This window comes from Microbacterium wangyouchuni, assembly GCF_054072595.1.
In genome coordinates this window covers 252318-269468 of the sequence record NZ_JBSVRM010000006.1, presented here as the reverse complement: position 1 = coordinate 269468, position 17151 = coordinate 252318, and the positions used below count along the sequence as shown (strand labels likewise).

Sequence of the window (17151 nt, the reverse complement as noted above, 5' to 3'; positions counted from 1 at the left end):
ATCTCCTGAGACAGAAACCGTCACCAATGTTCTGAGACAAGAACCGTCACCGAAGACCTGAGACATCACACATGAAACTTGGGTTCCCACAACGATTCTCATGCAGAAACGCGTTTCTCGAACTCAGGTGGCCGGGTAGGTGACGGTGGTCTCGCTGAGGACCGCGCCCGTGGTGAGCTCAGTCGGGTGCTGCTGGCCCTGGTTCATCAGATGAAACACCTGCTTGTCGTGGGCGATCAGGTGGTCCGCGATGATCCGACGGTGACAGCGCCACCACACCGCCTCGGCGCACATCACCGTCGTGCGATGTTCGCATCCGCGTTCGAGCAACTGCACGAACCCGGTCTGAAACTCATCCGAGAGCGCGTAGTCGGCATAGTTGTGGAAGCTGCGGTTCTGCCAGAAAGCATTCACCTCGAACGGTACGCTTTTCGAAGCCGGGCGACGGCCGCCGAGTTCCGCGATGCGCTCGAAGCGGATGCTGGCGGCGCCCAGCGATTCCCGCAACGAGTCCTCGTCGAACTGAGGATTGCGCCTCGAGCCAGGAAGACGTCGCACATCGATGACCAGACCGATCTCAGCCGACTGCAACACCTCGATGAACTCCTCGATCGAGCGGTTGGAATGTCCGACGGTGAAGAACGGCAATGGCATGGTGTCAGGCTACGGCGCAGACGCGCGTCGTGCGCGGCATTGACTTGGCGCATGGTTTCCCGTAGGAAAGTACCACGAGTTTTCCAGGTGGAAAGCCTGGTGAGGGTGACGATGGAACAGCGACCGGTGGACGGGCATGACCCGCTGGCACCGCCCACGGCGGATATCGCGCAGGCATATTTGGATGAGCTCAGCGCCGTGCAATCTCGGCGAGAGGAGCATGTCGATCGTCGCGGGGCTGCGTGGCTTGCCCTCGCAGAGGCGATCACCATATCCGTTTATGTGACGATCGCAGGGTTTGCCATCGGGATGACTTCGGCGAACTCGGCGTTCCTCATCGTGCTCGCACTTTTCTTGCTCTGGACTCAGCTAGGCAACGAGCGACGTGAAGAGCTCGGCGGCATTAACCGCTCACGGGCGCGCACATGGGCGGGGGGCATCGGGATCGGTGCGCTGCTGATCATTTTCCTGCTCGGCAGGCTCGTGGCGGCGCTCGTTGGCGGTGAGATACCGCTGGTGATCTATTTCCTGCCCGGACTCATCGCGCTTGCGGTCGTCGGTGTGCCTGCCGTACGCGATATTCGCGCTTTCCGTCCCGTCGGCGAGCAACCGCCGCACAGACACCTGACCACGCCGGAGCGGTGGGCGACTGTCACCATCGGCGTGATCATGGCTGGGAGCATCTGGGTACTGGGGGTTGGAAGCGAGCTGCTGATATTGACTCTCGCTCCGGTGCTGATGTTCGCCTACCTCGCGTGGTGGGTTGCTGGGCGCATCAGCGAACGGCTGCCGGTCCTGGGAGCAGTGTGGGCCTGGCCGCAGTGGCTGGCGTTCATCCTCGGCGGGGTTGCGGTCACCGCGACAATCAGCGTGCAGCTGCTCGGCCTTGCAGTGTCCGCGAGCACATTCGCGCCGCTCGCCGCTGTGGCAATTTTGCTGGTCTTCGTGGCCAGCGCCTTCATGGACGGCCGTGATGGCTGAGAAGCATCCGCGCCTTCGGTTGGATGACAACTTCGCCAGCCCGATCCGCTTCTCGCTTATGGCTGCGCTGATCGATGGGAATGAGCTCGACTTCGGCACAATCGCCGAGATCCTCCAAGTGGGTGACTCGGCGTTGAGTAAGTCGATCTCGCATCTGCACATCGCTGGCTATGTCGCGACGCGACGAGGTGACGTCGGGAGCCGTCCTCGCACCTGGGTGCGTTCGACGATGAAGGGTGAGCGTGCCTTCGCCGCGCACCTGCAGGCGCTGCAGGAGATCGTCGAGTTCGCAGGTCACCGCAGCTGAGATGCCCCCACCAGATCCGGATGGTGGATGGCAGCGACGTCCGGGTGCGCGCGCAGACGTGACTTCAACGCGTTCTCGCCGTAGAGACTGTGGATCGGGTTCGTCGGATCTGCCGTGACTCCGCGAGCTTCAGCCGCGAGCTCGGCAGGCAAGTCGATCAGTGGGAGACGGGCATCCAATGCTGGATTGAAGAAGAACGGCACCGAGATGCGCTCATTCGGAGCTTTCGGTGAGATCACCCGGTGATTGGTGGCCTTCAGATAACCGCCGGTGGCGTACTCGAGCAACTCGCCGATGTTCACCACGAAAGCCCCGTCGACCGGTGGAGCATCGACCCATTTGCCGTCGCGCTCGACCTGCAGACCGCCCACGCCCGGCTCGACCCACAGCAGCGTCAGTACGCCGGAATCCTTGTGTGCTCCCACGCCCTGCTGGGGCGCGGGCTCATTGGTTCCGGGATAGCGCACGATCTTGATGAGTGTTGACGGGTCGCCGAAGTTCGACTCGAAGTACGACTCGTCGGCGCCGAGAGCAAGAGCCCAGGCCCGAAGCAGTTTGCGGGCAACGCCCGACAGCTGCGCGTGCCATTCGGTCACGACCTCGCGCAGCTCCGGCTGCGCTGCCGGCCAGAGATTCGGTCCGAGTAGGCGGTTGAACGCCGGGCCGCCGGTGACCGTCTCACGCTCGGGGCCGATGTCGATCTGCTCGCGCCAGTCGATCTTCCCCTGCGTCCGTTCCCCGCCCACGCGCGTGTAGCCACGGAAGTGCGGGCTCTTGATATTCTCGATCGACAGCTTCTCCTCCTCAGGCAGAGCGAAGAAGTCCAGGGCTGCCCGGTGCAATCGGCGGGACAGGTCCGCAGTCACACCCGTGCCGGTGAGGTAGAAGAAGCCCACGTCGTGGGTGGCCGCGCGCAGGTCATCTCGGAAGCGCGCCGCGGCCTCGATGCCGTTGTCGAGCTGGGAGAGGTCGAGGACGGGAAGATTCAGATCAGCCATGGCCTGAGGCTAAACGCCGATCGCTCCGTCCGCGATGAATATTGCCCAGCATTACCGCCGGTAACATTTAGGTCATGCCTCGTCTGTGGATTTCGCTCCGTCTGCTGTTGCCCGCCGTCTGGATCGGACTGATCGTCGGACTGAGCTTCATGGAGACTCCGCTGAAGTTCTTGGCCCCGGGCATCACGACGCCACTGGGCCTCGGTATCGGCCGACTCGTGTTCATCTCGCTGTCGATCGCCGGGTGGATCATCCTCATCGTGCTGACTCTGATCTCTCAAGCCCGGCCGCGCGAGACCCGCGGCGGCTGGATACTGGTTGGGGCAATGTGGGTGATCATGGCTGTCGAGTCCTTCGCGATTCGTCCCGCGCTGGCCGCGCGTAGCGACATCATCATCGCTGGCGGTGACCCGGGAGAGTCCGTGCTGCACTACATCTACATAGCGGCCGAACTGCTGCTGCTCGCGGTGCTTGTCTGGTACCTCGTGCTCGGTACGCGTCGTATTAAGATCGCCTGAATCGACTGCGCCGCCAGCCTGTCAATCCTCGCGCGGGCGGCGGGAGCCGGTGGGATCCTCGCGGCGCGAGGTGTCACTGCCGAGTCGATGATCGGAGAAGAGCCAACGCGCACGCGGTTCGATCAGCGGCCGGAACAGCTGGCGCACCGGCTTCGTTGCCAGAACAAGTGCGATTCCGACAGAGAGCACGATCACCATCGGCAACCAGATCCAGGTCGGTTCGGCATCACGCAGGATGCCGGACTCGCGGAACGGGTAGAGCACGAATGAGTGCAGCAGGTACACGTACATCGTGTACTGCCCGAACTGCGTCCACCAGGTGGCGCGACGCGGGATCAGCACGAAGAACGCGGCGGTGAGCAGCAGCCCGATCAGGATCAGCGCCAGTCGAATCGCCCCGGACCACCAGGCGTGCGCGCCCAGTTCGGCGTAGGAATCGACGTAGAAGAACCATCGGTCAAGGTCGATGCTCGACCAGACTTCCACCCAGTTCCAGGCGACGAAGGCGTCCACGGCGAAGATGAGCAGCGCGAGCACTCGCAACCACCAGGGGCGGAAGTCGATCAAGCGCAGTCGGTCGACGATGTCGTGTTCACGCAGCCACCAGCCGAGCACGAAGAACGGCAGAAATCCGAGGGTGCGCGACAGTGAGAAAGTACTGTCGACATTGGGCAGGTATCCGGCGCCGAGTGAGATCAGCAGACTCCAGGTCAGCGGCCAGCGCAGCAGAGCCAGGTAGGGCAGGACGAGTCGGAAGATGCCGAGTGCCAGCAGGAACCACAGAGTCCAGGATGGTTGGGTGAGGTTCGCAGTCGCCTCTCCCTCCACCAGCCATTTGGTCAGTGTCCACAGCAGTTCGAAGATCACATAGGGCAACAGGATGTCAGTGATCACCCGCGCCATCTGCTTTCTGGTGGGTGGGGCGGATTTCGAGAAGTAGCCGGCGATGATCGCAAATGCGGGCATGTGAAAGGCGTAGAACGACAGGTACAGCGCCATGGCGATGTCGGAGTCATAGGTGAGGCGCTGAATTGCGTGCCCGAGCACGACCAGGACGATGCACGCGTAGCGGGCGTTGTCCCAGAACGGCACGCGCCTGCGGGGTCGACCGGTTGACCCGGTTTCCGGACCGGTGGGCGTGTGCGCGGTACTGCTCATCCAAAGAGGCTACCGGTCGGGAATAAAGTTGCCCGGAGGACGTTTACTCATATATATTCAACTGAATGGATACGGATTGCTACAGCATCCACCCCACGAACTACGGAGCAAAAGATGAGCGAGTCCACCGACAACTCGGGCATGCAGTTCGGCCTCTTCACGGTCAGCGATGTCACACAGAACCCCGTCACCGGGGAGACTCCGAGCGAAGGCCAGAAGATCAAAGACGCGATCACGATCGCGAAGCACGCCGAAGAAGTGGGGCTGGACGTCTTCGCTGTCGGCGAGCACCACAACCCGCCCTTCTGGTCGTCCTCTCCTTCGACCACGCTCGCCGCGATCGCCGCGCAGACCGAGCGTCTGATCCTGTCGACCTCTACGACGTTGATCACTACGAACGACCCGGTGAAGATCGCCGAAGACTTCGCGATGCTTCAGCACATCTCCGACGGACGCACCGACATCATGCTTGGCCGCGGTAACACCGGGCCCGTCTACCCGTGGTTCGGCAAGGATATCCGCCAGGGCCTGCCGCTCGCGATCGAGAACTACGCTCTGCTTCACAAGCTCTGGCATGAGGACGTCGTCGATTGGGAAGGCAAGTTCCGCACGCCGCTGCAGGGCTTCACCTCCACGCCGCGCCCCCTCGACGGCGTCGCACCCTTCGTGTGGCACGGATCGATCCGCACCCCAGAGATCGCGGAGCAGGCCGCCTACTATGGCGACGGCTTTTTCGCGAACAACATCTTCTGGCCCAAGGAGCACTACCAGCGTCTGATTGAGCTGTACCGCCAGCGCTACGCCCACTACGGACACGGCACACCGGAGCAGGCGATCGTCGGCCTGGGCGGCCAAGCGTTCATGCGCGCGAAGTCGCAGGATGCCGTGAACGAGTTCCGCCCGTACTTCGACAACGCACCGGTCTACGGTCACGGTCCGAGTATGGAGGACTTTACCGAGATGACGCCGTTGACGGTCGGTTCGCCGCAGCAGGTCATCGACCGGTATGCCGGGATGCGCGACTTCTACGGCGACTATCAGCGTCAGCTCTTCCTGATGGACCATGCCGGGCTGCCGTTGAAGATCGTCCTCGAACAGCTCGACATCCTCGGTGGCGAGGTCGTGCCGGTGCTGCGCCGTGAGCTGGCGAAGAACCGTCCGGGAGAAGTTCCGGATGCTCCCACCCATGCCGCACGTGTTCGCGCCGTGTACGGGGACGGACCCACCCGCGAGGCGCGTCCAGGTGTGAACCGTGGCGACAATCTGACAGCAGGCTCCCCGTATCAGGACACACCGGCGCCGGCAGGCTCCGCATTCGGCATCGGCAGGAAGGAAGCGTGAGCATGAGTACTCGTCGTATCGCCGTCATCTCGGCGGGTCTCTCGAATCCGTCATCCACCCGAATGCTGGCCGATCGGCTCGCGGCAGAAACGGTGCGGCACCTCGCCGAATTGGATGTGCAGGCCACCGTTGACGTGATCGAGCTTCGCGACCACGCGCACGACATCACGAACAACATGCTCACGGGTTTCGCGCCGCCGGCGCTGGAATCAGCCATCAACACCGTGTATTCAGCGGATGCCCTGATCGCCGTCACGCCCATCTTCTCGACGAGCTACAGCGGTCTGTTCAAGTCGTTCATCGATGTTCTGGACCCGGATGCGCTCACCGACAAGCCAGTGCTGATCGGTGCGAACGCAGGAACCGCACGGCATTCGCTGGCGATCGACTACGCGATTCGTCCGTTGTTCGCCTACTTGCACGCGGAGGCCGTGTCGACGGGCGTGTTCGCGGCATCCAGCGACTGGGGCGGTGCCGGAGACGAGGTAGCGCCGCTGGCCAAGCGCGTGGCCAAGGGCGCGAAAGAGCTCGCCGAAGCCATTGCTCGTAAGGACGCTGCGCACTCCACAGATCCGTTCGACCCGGCGAACTACCTCGGGGAGGGACGTTCGTTCGGCCACCTGCTCGGTGGACTCGCGGGGGAGTGATGCCGCGCGCACGCAAAGCCGAGGGGCGGACCTCGAACAAATAGAAGATGAAGAGGGCCACCCCGATCGGGGTGGCCCTCTGACGGTCAACCGCTCTTGCGTCGGAACTCGCGCCGCGTCTGCGGGGCGTTTGCCGCGTGGACGGCGGATTCGCCATCCAGATGCGACTCACCATTGCGGTGATGTGCGTTCTTCTTCTCGAGCGCTTCCTTGAACTTGCGCTTCATGTCCTCAGACGAGGAGGCTGCGCCTTCTTCGGTGCTCATGAGGTCAGCCTACTCCGACGGTGCCCCAGCAGGAAAGAACTCCTTTCTGCGCGTGTGCCCGAAATCACACGTGAACCGCGACCGCCGGGATCGAACGGAAACCGAATCGGAGACAGCGGGTGAAGAAAGACCGTGCACAGAGTGAACACTCGATGCCTGGGCCGGTTCCGGTGCAATCCCGGTGTCCGTGCACGGCATCCTGACATCGTGAGAGTCGCGATTGTGACCGAATCATTCCTGCCGCACATGAACGGTGTGACAGGGTCTGTGCTGCAGATCCTGCGCCACCTCGAACGCAGAGGGCATGTCGCCCATCTGATCGCTCCGGATGCCGCGGGCATCCCCCAGCAGTTGCACGGTGCTGTGATTGAGCCGGTGACCAGCGTCGCGCTGCCCGGCTACCGCGACGTCCGCGTGGGAACAGTCGGCGCCCAGCGCATCGCTTCGTCACTGAACCGATTCCGTCCGGACGTCGTGCACCTGGCCTCACCATTCGCACTCGGGTGGCGCGGCGCGCTGGCCGCATCCCGCAGCGGTGTCGCCTCGGTAGCCGCCTATCAGACCGACGTCGCCGCGTACACCACCCGCTATGGAATGGCAGCAACGACTGAGTTCGCCAAGAACCACCTCGTCCGTCTGCATCGCAGGGCCACCCTCACCCTTGCCCCATCGGCGGGCGCTGAACAGCAGCTCGCTGCACTCGGGATCGACCGCATCCGACGCTGGGGGCGTGGTGTGGATGCTGAACGCTTCCATCCCTCGCGGCGCGTCGAGCGCGGCGACGGGGGAGAGGTCGTCGTGGGCTACGTCGGGCGGCTTGCGGCAGAGAAGCAGGTGGAGGATCTGCGTGTGCTCGCGCAGCTGGACGGGGTGCGTCTCGTGATCGTCGGTGAGGGCCCGGCCCGGCAGCGACTCGAGTCGCTGATGCCCGGTGCAGCGTTCCTCGGACATCTCACCGGAGACGCGCTCGCGCAGGAGATGGCATCATTCGATATCTTCGTGCACCCCGGAGAGAGCGAGACCTTCGGCCAGACACTGCAAGAGGCGCACGCCAGCGGGGTCCCTGTGGTCGCGACGGGGCGCGGCGGGCCAGTGGATCTCGTCCGGATGGGGATCGACGGCTGGTTGTACCGGCCGGGCGACCTGCAGGACCTGCGCATGCGGGTGGTAGATCTGGTGGGAGATCGGCGTAAGCGCCGTGCTTTCGGGGCTGCCGGGCGTGCAGCTGTGGAGCACCGCAGTTGGGAGGCAGTGTGCGACCGCCTGCTGACACATTTCGCGGAGGCACAAGAGCTGAATTCGGCGGATCGGATGCTCCGGGCGCCGCGGTTGCGACGCCCGGAAACGCCGCAGCCCGTCGCCGGAGGCCACTGGCGACGCTACGTCGCATTGGGCGATTCGCTGACTGAAGGACTGTGCGACCCCGCGCCAGACGGCACACTGCGCGGGTGGGCTGACCGGCTCGCATTGCTGCTGGCGGCGCCCGGTGGACTCCACTATGCGAACCTGGCCGTACGTTCGCGCCGGGTGCGCGACGTGAGCGGACCGCAACTGGCCAGAGCCAGACAGCTCCGTCCGGACCTGGTCTCCATCCTGGTCGGGGCCAACGACCTGGTGAGGGCGCGCGTCGATGTTGCTGCACTCGCAGCGCAGGTGGAGACTGCGGTGCGGACACTGCGTGCCGATGGCGCCGACGTCATTCTGGTCACGCCGTTCCTCCCGGGGCGAGCGGCGGCGCGGCTGCTCGTGGCACGCTTCGCCGATTTCTCCAACAGGCTCGTCGGCATCGCCGAGCGCACCGGCGCGATTCTGCTGGATACTGATCTGCACCCCGTGCTGGCTTCGCCACCGAACTGGGGTGAGGATCTGGTACATCTGAGCAGTCGCGGCCACCGCTACCTCGCCTACTGCGCGGGTGAGATGCTCGGAGTGCCGCACGCCGAGACGCTCGGTGCGCTGGATGAGGCACTGCATGATACTGGCCGCCCTGTCTCTCGCACCGCGTGGTGGCGCAGGTACGCGCTGCCGTGGGCCTGGCGGCGCTTGCGTGGCCGTGCCGCCGGCGACGGGCGAGTCGCCAAGCATGACGACTACGTCTACATCGGCCGCTCGTCAAGCATGCGCGGCGTCGCACTACGCTGAGCGGGTGCGCTGATAGAGTAAAGGTGGACTGCTGTGCGCAGTTCGCGTGCGTTTTCACGCACGCTTACGCATATCCTCGGCCGTCACACGGATGGACGAGTTTAAACAAAGAAGGAGAGACCTCTTGGAAGGTCCTGAAATCACTGCCGCCGAGGCCGTTCTTGACAACGGTCGCTTCGGCACCCGCACCATCCGCTTCGAAACTGGTCGTCTTGCTCAGCAGGCGCAGGGTTCGGTTGCGGCTTACCTCGACGAAGAGACCATGATTCTCTCGGCGACCAGCGCTGGAAAGCACCCGCGCGAAGGCTTTGACTTCTTCCCGCTGACCGTGGACGTCGAAGAGCGTTCCTACGCAGCTGGCAAGATTCCCGGCTCGTTCTTCCGTCGTGAGGGTCGCCCCTCGACCGAGGCGATCCTGGTCTGCCGACTGATCGACCGTCCGCTGCGTCCGTCGTTCGTCGATGGTCTGCGCAACGAGGTCCAGGTCGTCATCACCGTGCTTTCGATTGCGCCGGGCGAGTACTACGACGCTCTCGCGATCAACGCGGCATCCGCGTCGACCCAGATCTCGGGTCTGCCGTTCTCGGGTCCCATCGCCGGTGTGCGTCTCGCGCTCATCCCGGGCCAGGGCGAGCACGCCGACCAGTGGGTCGCGTTCCCGAACGAGGCTCAGGTCGCTGAGGCTGTGTTCGACCTGATGGTCGCCGGTCGTGTCGTCAAGAAGTCTGATGGCTCCGAAGACGTCGCGATCATGATGGTCGAGGCTGAGGCAACCGAAAACAGCTGGAACCTCATCAAGGGCGGCGCAGTAAAGCCGAACGAAGAGGTCGTCGCCGCAGGGCTCGAGGCCGCAAAGCCTTTCCTCAAGCAGCTTGTCGAGGCGCAGGCCGAGATGGCTTCGCACTCCTCGAAGGCTCCGGGCGTCTACCCCGTCTTCCCGGCGTATGAGCAGGGCACCTACGACTTCATCTCCGCATCTGCGACAGCTGACCTCGAGAAGGTCTACCAGATCGCCGACAAGATCGAGCGCCAGACCGCCGATGACGAGGTCAAGGATCGCGTCAAGGCCGAGGTTGTTGCTGCTGTTGAAGCAGGAACCCTTCCTGCGTCTGCAGCCGGTGAGGTCTCCGGTGCGTACAAGTCGCTGACCAAGAAGATCGTTCGCGACCGCGTCCTCACCGAGGGTGTCCGTATGGATGGTCGTGGCCTTGCTGACATCCGTCCGCTGGACGCTGAGGTGCAGGTCATCCCGCGCGTGCACGGCTCCGCGATCTTCCAGCGCGGCGAGACCCAGATCATGGGTGTCACCACGCTGAACATGCTCAAGATGGAGCAGCAGATCGACTCGCTGTCTCCGACCACTTCCAAGCGCTACATGCACCACTACAACTTCCCGCCCTACTCGACCGGTGAGACCGGTCGTGTCGGTTCGCCGAAGCGTCGTGAGATCGGGCACGGCTTCCTGGCCGAGCGTGCGCTCATGCCGGTGCTGCCCAGCCGCGAAGAGTTCCCGTACGCGATCCGTCAGGTGTCTGAGGCTCTCAGCTCCAACGGCTCGACGTCGATGGGATCGGTTTGCGCTTCGACTCTGTCGCTGCTGAACGCGGGTGTGCCGCTGCGCGCAGCCGTCGCCGGCATCGCCATGGGTCTCGTCTCCGATGAGGTTGACGGCCAGACGCGCTACGCGGCCCTGACCGACATCCTCGGTGCAGAAGACGCGCTCGGCGACATGGACTTCAAGGTCGCAGGCACCAGCGAGTTCATCACTGCTATCCAGCTCGACACGAAGCTTGACGGCCTCCCGTCGGATGTTCTCACCGGCGCGCTGACGCAGGCCCGTGATGCACGTCTGACGATTCTCGGCGTCTTGAATGCTGCGATCGACACGCCTGACGAGATGGCGCCGACCGCGCCTCGCGTCATCAGCGTTCAGATCCCCGCTGACAAGATCGGTGAGCTGATCGGCCCGAAGGGCAAGACGATCAACGCGATCCAGGACGAGACCGGCGCTCAGATCTCCATCGAGGAAGACGGCACTGTTTACATCGGTGCTGTTGACGGCCCCTCGGCTGAGGCCGCGCGCGCTCAGGTCAACGCGATCGCGAACCCGACCAACCCCGAGGTCGGCGAGCAGTTCCTCGGAACTGTTGTGAAGATCGCCTCGTTCGGTGCCTTCATCTCGTTGCTGCCCGGCAAGGATGGTCTGCTGCATGTCACCGAAGTGCGCAAGCTCGCCGGTGGCAAGCGTGTTGAGAACGTTGATGACGTGCTCAACGTAGGCCAGAAGATCCTCGTCAAGATCACGAAGATCGATGACCGCGGCAAGCTGTCGCTGGAGCCCGTCCTCGACGACGCTCCCGCTGCCGATGCTGCGCCCGATGCGGAGTCCGCTGAGGCGTAAAGTCTGAGATTCGGCCCGGATTCTGCTCCATGTGAGTCGAATCCGGGCCTTTCTCGTACCCGTCGTTATCAGAACGTTATGAAAACTTGGCTTCCGCCTGCCTGTAATGGCAGGTGAGGGAGGCATTTGCGCTTACCCTCGAAGTACGCACCGGGGGGTGCCGCATGTCAAGCAAGTAACGACAGAGATCACGCGTGCGGAGGTGGTTGAAGGATGCGGTTGTTCGGAACAGGGGACACTGCGCACCAGACGAGCGCGTCCAGCATGTCGTACGAGCATCCTTCCGCTCCGATTCCCGTCGTCGGCCCCGGCATCGGTGAGACGCTGCGTGTTCCGATCGGTGACACCGGGATCGAAGTCTTTCCGCTGATCCTGGGCGCGGCGGAGTTCGGCTGGAATGTCGACCTCGAGACCAGCCATGCGATCCTCGATCGCTACGTCGAGTTTGGTGGCAATGCCGTGCACACCGCCGACGGGTTCTCCGGCGGCCGAAGCGAGCACATCATCGGGCAGTGGCTGCGCTCGCGCAGACAACCGCGTGACGTCGTGCTGGGCGTTCGCGTCGGCTCTCATGCCGACAACCCCGGGCTCGGGGCGACCAACCTCGTGCGCGCCGTCGAAGGCTCTCTCACTCGTCTCGGGGTCGAGCGCATCGACATCCTCTACCTGGATGCCACACTTGATCAGAGCACGAACCTCGAGGACACCCTCGCGACCGCGGAGTGGTTGCGTGGCGCAGGGAAGATCAACGTCCTCGGCGCATTCCGGTTCGCACCGGAACGGCTCGTAGAAGCGCGAATTCTCGCGTCGGCCGGGTATCCCCGCATCGAGGTCCTTGATGAGCCGTACAACCTGATTCGCCGCGATGCATTCGAGGGCGATCTGCGCCTCGTGGCCGGGGCGCAGAACTTGGCAGTCACGCCATCGCACGCGCTGGAGCACGGATTCCTGTCGGGCCGCCACCGCAGCAAGGCGCTGATGTCTCAGGGCGTTCGCGGTGAACAGTTGCGCGAGCGGTTGAATCGCCGCGGCATCCGGATCCTGCGCGCGCTGGACCAGATCGCAACAGATCTTCAGGCACCGGTTGCCGCCGTCTCGATCGCCTGGCTGCTCGCGCAGCGTACGATCGCCGCGCCCATCGTCAATACCTTCGCGATGCAACACGTCGAAGAGCTGATGCAGGGAGCAGGCATCTCGTTGACCCGCACGCAGATCGCAGAACTCACCCGCGCCGGTAATTGAGCACAGCGCGCCCCGAGACGTTTCCGGGCGGGTAGGCTGGACGCGCCCCCTGTGACAGTGGGTAACGAAGCGAGTGGGTTGTGACGCATTACATCTATCTGGTCAGACATGGCGAACATCAAGACGCTGAGCACGGCGTCGACGACGGACCCCTTTCTCCTCGGGGGCGGCGACAGGCGGAATTGATTGCCGACAGGCTGTCCGGCCTTCCGCTGAACCGGGTATGGCATTCGCCACTGCTCCGAGCGACCGAAACTGCCCGAGCGATCGCCGAGCGGCTTCCCGCAGTGTCACCTGAGCCATCGGCATTGCTCTTCGACTGCGTTCCTACGGGGATGTCAGGCGAGACGCCATCCGCTTATGAACCCTTCTTCGGCTCGATCACAGAAGCTGAGATCGAGGCGGGAGGCGCTCAGATGGCCGACGCGGTCAGCGAGTTCCTCGTGCGCAAACAGGGCGATGTTCACGAAGTCCTGATCACGCACAACTTCGTCATCGCCTGGTTCGTACGCGAAGTGCTCGGTGCACCGGAGTGGCGATGGATGACGTTGAACCAGGCTCACTGCGGGTTGACCGTGATCGCGCAGAAGCAGGGCCGGCCCTGGTCGCTCGTCAACCATAATGAGCTCAGCCACCTGCCGGTCGAGTTGTGGACCGGGCTGCCCGACCCGATGCCGGCGTGAACGCGTCAGGGGCAGCGGAGCCAAATAGACTGGGTACATGACCAAGCAGGTGGCTCTCGTCGGCGGTACCGGCAAGCTCGGAACGATAATCAAAAGCGTGATTGATGATCTTCCGGGATTCGAAGTGACGCGCGTGCTGTCCTCTTCGAGTGATCTTTCGGAGCTCAGCGATGCTGATCTCGTCGTCGACGCATCCACGCCTCAGGTGAGCATCGAAGTCGTCCGTGCAGCAGTCGAGTACGGGATCAATGTTCTCGTCGCGACATCTGGTTGGTCAGCGGATCGAATCGCGCTGGTTCGTCCGCTGGTGCAATCCGCAGGAACGGGCGCGGTGTTCATTCCGAACTTCTCACTCGGCTCCGTACTCGGCTCGGCCCTCGCCGCCGCAGCGGCACCGTTCTTCTCTTCCGCGGAGATCGTCGAGGCGCATCGCGATACGAAGATCGACTCGCCCAGCGGCACCGCGGTGCGAACCGCTGAGCTCATTGCCGCCGCGCGATCCGAGGTCGGCCCCGTCAACGCGCCCCACGCCGACCAGCGCGCTCGTGGCCAGCAGGTCGCCGGTGTTCCCGTGCATTCGCTCCGCCGCGCCGGGGTGATCGCCCGTCAGGATGCGATTCTGTCCGGACCGGGAGAGACGCTGACCATCACTCACGACACGGTGGAACCCGCCGAGGCCTACGCCCCGGGCATCCGTCTGGCTGTGCCGTTCGCTGCGGAGGCGCGCGGTGTCGTGATCGGTTTGGAGAACATGATTGACATCGGAATCCGAGCCCGCTCGTGATGACTCGCATCGGTGTCGCGCTGATCGGTGCCGCCCTGATCCTGTACTTCGTGCTGATGGGACAGAAGGCCATCCTCTTCATCACGAGTGGTCAGCCCGTCGGCATCGCGATGGGTATCGCGCTGCTGGTGCTGCCGCTGATCGGGATCTGGGCGCTGGTGCGAGAGATCCAGTTCGGCGTTCAGGCTGAAAAACTCGGCACGAAACTCGACGGCGAGGGCGGGATGCCGGTAGCCGAGACCGACCTGACGCCCAGTGGCCGTATCGCCAAGGCCGATGCCGAACCCATGATCCGGCGCTATATCGCGGAGGCGGATGCTGCTCCGGACGAATGGCGTGCACGGTATCGACTGGGCGTGGTGCAGGATGCCGCAGGGCGGCGTAAAGACGCGCGTGCAAGTATTCGCCACGCCATCCAGGTCTCCAAGCGGAAGGCTTAGCCCTCCGCTCGGAGTGGATGCTCAGGCGAGTGTTGCCTCGAGCGTGATCTCGATGCCGGCCAGCGCCTGAGACACCGGACATCCGGTTTTCGCGCCTTCGGCGATCTCCTGGAACTGCTCCTGGGTGAGTCCGGGAACGGTTGCGTTGACGTTGAGGTGGCTGCCGCTGATACCGACGCCGGGCTTGAAGGTCACCGACGCGCTCGTGTTCACGTTCTCCGGCGGCGTGCCGTTCTCGCTCAGCGCGTGCGAGAGCGCCATGCTGAAGCAGGATGCGTGCGCAGCTGCGATGAGCTCTTCGGGAGTCGTCGTACTGTCGGAGCCTTCGCTGCGGGCCTTCCAGTTGATCGGGAAGGTGCCGATATTCGACGAGGAGAACTGGACAGTGCCGGAGCCCTCGGCAAGAGAACCGTTCCAGATCGTCGTTGCTTCGCTGGTGATAGGCATAATTTCCTCCAGAAGTCGGGACCGGGTGTTCGGTCAGCCTATCGACGAACCACACTCCGGGGAACAGCTCCATCACGTACCGGGTATCCTGACAGACATGAGCGCAGCTGTCCCGACGCCGTATGAAGATCTGCTCCGTGACGTACTTGAGCACGGCACTCACAAGGATGACCGCACCGGAACCGGCACCACCAGCGTGTTCGGACGCCAGATCCGTTTTGATCTGGCTAAGGGCTTCCCGCTGATCACCACCAAGCGGGTGCATTTCAAATCGATCGCCTATGAGCTGCTGTGGTTCCTGCGCGGGGATTCGAATGTCACCTGGCTACAGGAGCATGGCGTCAGCATCTGGGACGAATGGGCCGATGCAGACGGTGACCTCGGCCCGGTCTACGGCGTCCAGTGGCGCTCCTGGCCGACGCCCGACGGCGAGCACATCGATCAGCTCTCGCAGGTGATCGACCAGATTCGGGCGACTCCGGATTCGCGACGCCTGATCGTTTCGGCATGGAACCCGGCCGATATCCCAGACATGGCGCTCGCGCCCTGTCACGCCCTGTTCCAGTTCTACGTCGCCGACGGCAAGCTGTCGTGCCAGCTCTACCAGCGCAGCGCCGACATGTTCCTCGGCGTGCCGTTCAACATCGCCAGCTACGCGCTGCTGACGTTGATGGTCGCCCAGCAAGTGGGGCTCGAACCCGGCGACTTCGTGTGGACCGGTGGCGACTGTCACATCTACGACAATCACCGCGAGCAGGTGCGCGAGCAGCTCTCCCGCGACGCCTACGACTACCCGACGCTGACGTTCGCGCGAAAGCCGGAGTCGATTTTGGACTACGACTTCTCCGATTTCGTCGTCGAGGGCTACCAGCACCACCCGCCGATCCGTGCGGCAGTAGCGGTATGACCTGGGTCGGCCTGATCTGGGCTGAGGCGGCCGGTGGTGTCATCGGCGCCGAAGGCGGCATGCCGTGGCATGTGCCAGAGGATCTCGCGCACTTCAAGGAAATCACGCTGTCCGCACCCGTGGTGATGGGGCGCAAGACCTGGGATTCGCTTCCGGAGCGGTTCCGCCCCCTGCCGCAACGCGACAACATTGTCATCACCCGCCAGCAGGACTGGACAGCCGAAGGTGCACGCCGTGCTCCAGACTTGAGCGCAGCCGTGCGCGGGCTGGACAAGGTCTGGATCATCGGTGGAGCGGAGATCTTCGCTCAGGTGATCGGGCACGCCGATCGGCTGGAGGTCACCGAGCTGGATCTGAAGGTGGCCGGTGATGCTTATGCGCCGTCGAAGGACGGCTGGCGGCTCGTGGACGAGGGGGAGTGGCAGACCTCTCGCACCGGAATCCGCTTCCGCTTTCTCGGATATGAGCGCTGATGCCGATCGCCCTCATCACGGGTGCCAGCGCCGGCCTCGGCGCTGAATTCGCTCGACAACTCGCTCAGCGCCGAGCTGATCTCGTGCTCGTGGCGCGCTCGGATGATGCTCTGGAGCAACTGGCGGTCGAACTGCGCCAGACCTATGGTGTCGCTGTCGAGGTGCTCGTCGCCGACGTGGTGGATGAGGCCGGGGTGGAACGTGTGGTGAAGCGCCTCCTTGACCCGGAGCATCCGATCGATCTGCTGATCAACAACGCGGGGTTCGGGCTCCCACTGAAATTTGCGGACAACGACGTAGCCGATGAAGTGCGGCATCTTCGAATCCATGTCGAAGCGCCGCTGCGGCTGATGCACGCAGCGCTCGGTGCGATGCGTGGACGGGGTGGCCGGATCATCAACGTCGCATCGGTCGCCGCATTCATCCCGCGATCGACGTACGCCGCCTGCAAGAGGTGGCTGGTCGGCTTCAGCGAATGGGCGAACTCAGAATACGCCCGAGATGGCGTCACCGTCACGGCGTTGTGCCCCGGATTCACGCACACGAATTTTCACGAGCGGATGGGCCTGCCTCCCGGTGAGGAGGGGATCGCCGCGTGGATGTGGCTGGATGCCCGCACCGTCGTTCGCGAGGGACTTCGCGACGCTGCGCGTGGCAAGTCGCTGTCGGTACCGTCCTGGCGCTACAAACTGATCGTCGCGGCGACGCGGATCGTCCCCTCCGCTCTGCTATCTAAGGCCGGACGACGCGGGCGCATGTGAT

At 63.8% G+C, this 17151-nt stretch carries 19 protein-coding genes; 14 read left to right on the top strand and 5 right to left on the bottom strand.

All coding sequences use genetic code 11. The annotated features are described in order from the left end of the window. Window positions 1-123: 123 nt before the first annotated feature. Entirely contained in the window at window positions 124-654 is a 531-nt protein-coding gene (locus ACW5CM_RS12655) for a DUF488 domain-containing protein (protein WP_457125190.1), read from the bottom strand. Window positions 655-759: 105 nt separating this feature from the next. On the opposite strand from ACW5CM_RS12655, the gene ACW5CM_RS12650 reads away from it, so the two are divergent. Together ACW5CM_RS12650 and ACW5CM_RS12645 are read left to right on the top strand one after the other, a co-directional pair. Beyond that, complete coding sequence (locus tag ACW5CM_RS12650; protein WP_457125189.1) at window positions 760-1635, top strand: hypothetical protein; 876 nt, start codon at window positions 760-762, stop codon at window positions 1633-1635. Further along, window positions 1628-1942 (top strand): transcriptional regulator, encoded by a 315-nt coding sequence (locus tag ACW5CM_RS12645; protein ID WP_438254835.1) that lies wholly within the window; start codon window positions 1628-1630, stop codon window positions 1940-1942. Before ACW5CM_RS12650 ends, ACW5CM_RS12645 begins: the two co-directional genes overlap by 8 nt. On the opposite strand, the gene ACW5CM_RS12640 is transcribed toward ACW5CM_RS12645, so the two are convergent. Further along, complete coding sequence (locus ACW5CM_RS12640) at window positions 1930-2940, bottom strand: isopenicillin N synthase family dioxygenase (protein WP_457125188.1); 1011 nt, start codon at window positions 2938-2940, stop codon at window positions 1930-1932. The two genes, ACW5CM_RS12645 and ACW5CM_RS12640, sit on opposite strands and share 13 nt — an antisense overlap. 74 nt (window positions 2941-3014) lie before the next feature. Between ACW5CM_RS12640 and ACW5CM_RS12635 the strand changes: the two genes are divergently transcribed. After that, the gene (locus ACW5CM_RS12635) at window positions 3015-3458 is read left to right on the top strand and encodes a hypothetical protein (RefSeq protein ID WP_438254833.1); all 444 of its coding nucleotides are present in this window, start codon (window positions 3015-3017) and stop codon (window positions 3456-3458) included. 21 nt (window positions 3459-3479) lie between these two features. Here ACW5CM_RS12635 and ACW5CM_RS12630 read toward each other — a convergent pair whose 3' ends face one another. Beyond that, on the bottom strand, window positions 3480-4616 hold the full coding sequence (locus ACW5CM_RS12630) for an acyltransferase family protein (RefSeq protein ID WP_457125187.1): 1137 nt from the start codon (window positions 4614-4616) through the stop codon (window positions 3480-3482). Between the two features lie 141 nt (window positions 4617-4757). Here ACW5CM_RS12630 and ACW5CM_RS12625 point away from each other — a divergent pair, with 141 nt between their 5' ends. Both ACW5CM_RS12625 and ACW5CM_RS12620 read left to right on the top strand, forming a co-directional pair. Next, window positions 4758-5957, top strand: coding sequence for an LLM class flavin-dependent oxidoreductase (locus ACW5CM_RS12625; protein WP_457125198.1), 1200 nt, complete (start codon window positions 4758-4760; stop codon window positions 5955-5957). A gap of 2 nt (window positions 5958-5959) precedes the next feature. After that, window positions 5960-6604 (top strand): FMN reductase, encoded by a 645-nt coding sequence (locus ACW5CM_RS12620; protein ID WP_438254831.1) that lies wholly within the window; start codon window positions 5960-5962, stop codon window positions 6602-6604. A gap of 86 nt (window positions 6605-6690) precedes the next feature. Here ACW5CM_RS12620 and ACW5CM_RS12615 read toward each other — a convergent pair whose 3' ends face one another. Next, a complete protein-coding gene (locus ACW5CM_RS12615; RefSeq protein WP_438254830.1) occupies window positions 6691-6870 on the bottom strand; it encodes a DUF5302 domain-containing protein in 180 nt (59 codons plus the stop codon). A gap of 222 nt (window positions 6871-7092) precedes the next feature. Here ACW5CM_RS12615 and ACW5CM_RS12610 point away from each other — a divergent pair, with 222 nt between their 5' ends. The 6 genes from ACW5CM_RS12610 to ACW5CM_RS12585 all read left to right on the top strand — a co-directional run bounded on the left by ACW5CM_RS12610 (window position 7093) and on the right by ACW5CM_RS12585 (window position 14562). Further along, the gene (locus tag ACW5CM_RS12610; protein ID WP_457125186.1) at window positions 7093-9012 is read left to right on the top strand and encodes a GDSL-type esterase/lipase family protein; all 1920 of its coding nucleotides are present in this window, start codon (window positions 7093-7095) and stop codon (window positions 9010-9012) included. Between the two features lie 124 nt (window positions 9013-9136). Further along, window positions 9137-11413 carry a polyribonucleotide nucleotidyltransferase gene (locus ACW5CM_RS12605; RefSeq protein WP_457125185.1) on the top strand — a complete coding sequence of 759 codons (2277 nt, stop codon included), beginning with the start codon at window positions 9137-9139 and terminating at the stop codon, window positions 11411-11413. 213 nt (window positions 11414-11626) lie between these two features. Further along, window positions 11627-12655: an aldo/keto reductase gene (locus ACW5CM_RS12600; RefSeq protein ID WP_457125184.1), complete on the top strand. Its 1029-nt coding sequence runs from the start codon at window positions 11627-11629 to the stop codon at window positions 12653-12655. Between the two features lie 80 nt (window positions 12656-12735). Further along, window positions 12736-13338: a histidine phosphatase family protein gene (locus ACW5CM_RS12595; RefSeq protein WP_457125183.1), complete on the top strand. Its 603-nt coding sequence runs from the start codon at window positions 12736-12738 to the stop codon at window positions 13336-13338. Window positions 13339-13375: 37 nt separating this feature from the next. Further along, window positions 13376-14122, top strand: coding sequence for a 4-hydroxy-tetrahydrodipicolinate reductase (gene dapB / locus ACW5CM_RS12590; protein WP_438254822.1), 747 nt, complete (start codon window positions 13376-13378; stop codon window positions 14120-14122). Continuing rightward, a complete protein-coding gene (locus ACW5CM_RS12585) occupies window positions 14122-14562 on the top strand; it encodes a hypothetical protein (RefSeq protein WP_457125182.1) in 441 nt (146 codons plus the stop codon). The genes dapB and ACW5CM_RS12585 overlap by 1 nt, the downstream gene beginning before the upstream one ends. A 21-nt stretch (window positions 14563-14583) precedes the next feature. Here the strand turns inward: ACW5CM_RS12585 and ACW5CM_RS12580 are convergent, their stop codons facing one another. Continuing rightward, complete coding sequence (locus tag ACW5CM_RS12580) at window positions 14584-15009, bottom strand: OsmC family peroxiredoxin (RefSeq protein WP_438254818.1); 426 nt, start codon at window positions 15007-15009, stop codon at window positions 14584-14586. A gap of 97 nt (window positions 15010-15106) precedes the next feature. Here ACW5CM_RS12580 and ACW5CM_RS12575 point away from each other — a divergent pair, with 97 nt between their 5' ends. Genes ACW5CM_RS12575 through ACW5CM_RS12565 form a run of 3 tightly spaced genes read left to right on the top strand, consistent with a single transcriptional unit; the run spans window position 15107 to window position 17150 of the window. Beyond that, window positions 15107-15916, top strand: coding sequence for a thymidylate synthase (locus ACW5CM_RS12575; RefSeq protein ID WP_438254817.1), 810 nt, complete (start codon window positions 15107-15109; stop codon window positions 15914-15916). Then, window positions 15913-16389: a dihydrofolate reductase gene (locus ACW5CM_RS12570; protein ID WP_457125181.1), complete on the top strand. Its 477-nt coding sequence runs from the start codon at window positions 15913-15915 to the stop codon at window positions 16387-16389. Before ACW5CM_RS12575 ends, ACW5CM_RS12570 begins: the two co-directional genes overlap by 4 nt. Next, window positions 16389-17150, top strand: coding sequence for an SDR family NAD(P)-dependent oxidoreductase (locus ACW5CM_RS12565; RefSeq protein ID WP_457125180.1), 762 nt, complete (start codon window positions 16389-16391; stop codon window positions 17148-17150). The genes ACW5CM_RS12570 and ACW5CM_RS12565 overlap by 1 nt, the downstream gene beginning before the upstream one ends. The last annotated feature ends 1 nt before the right edge of the window (window position 17151 follow it).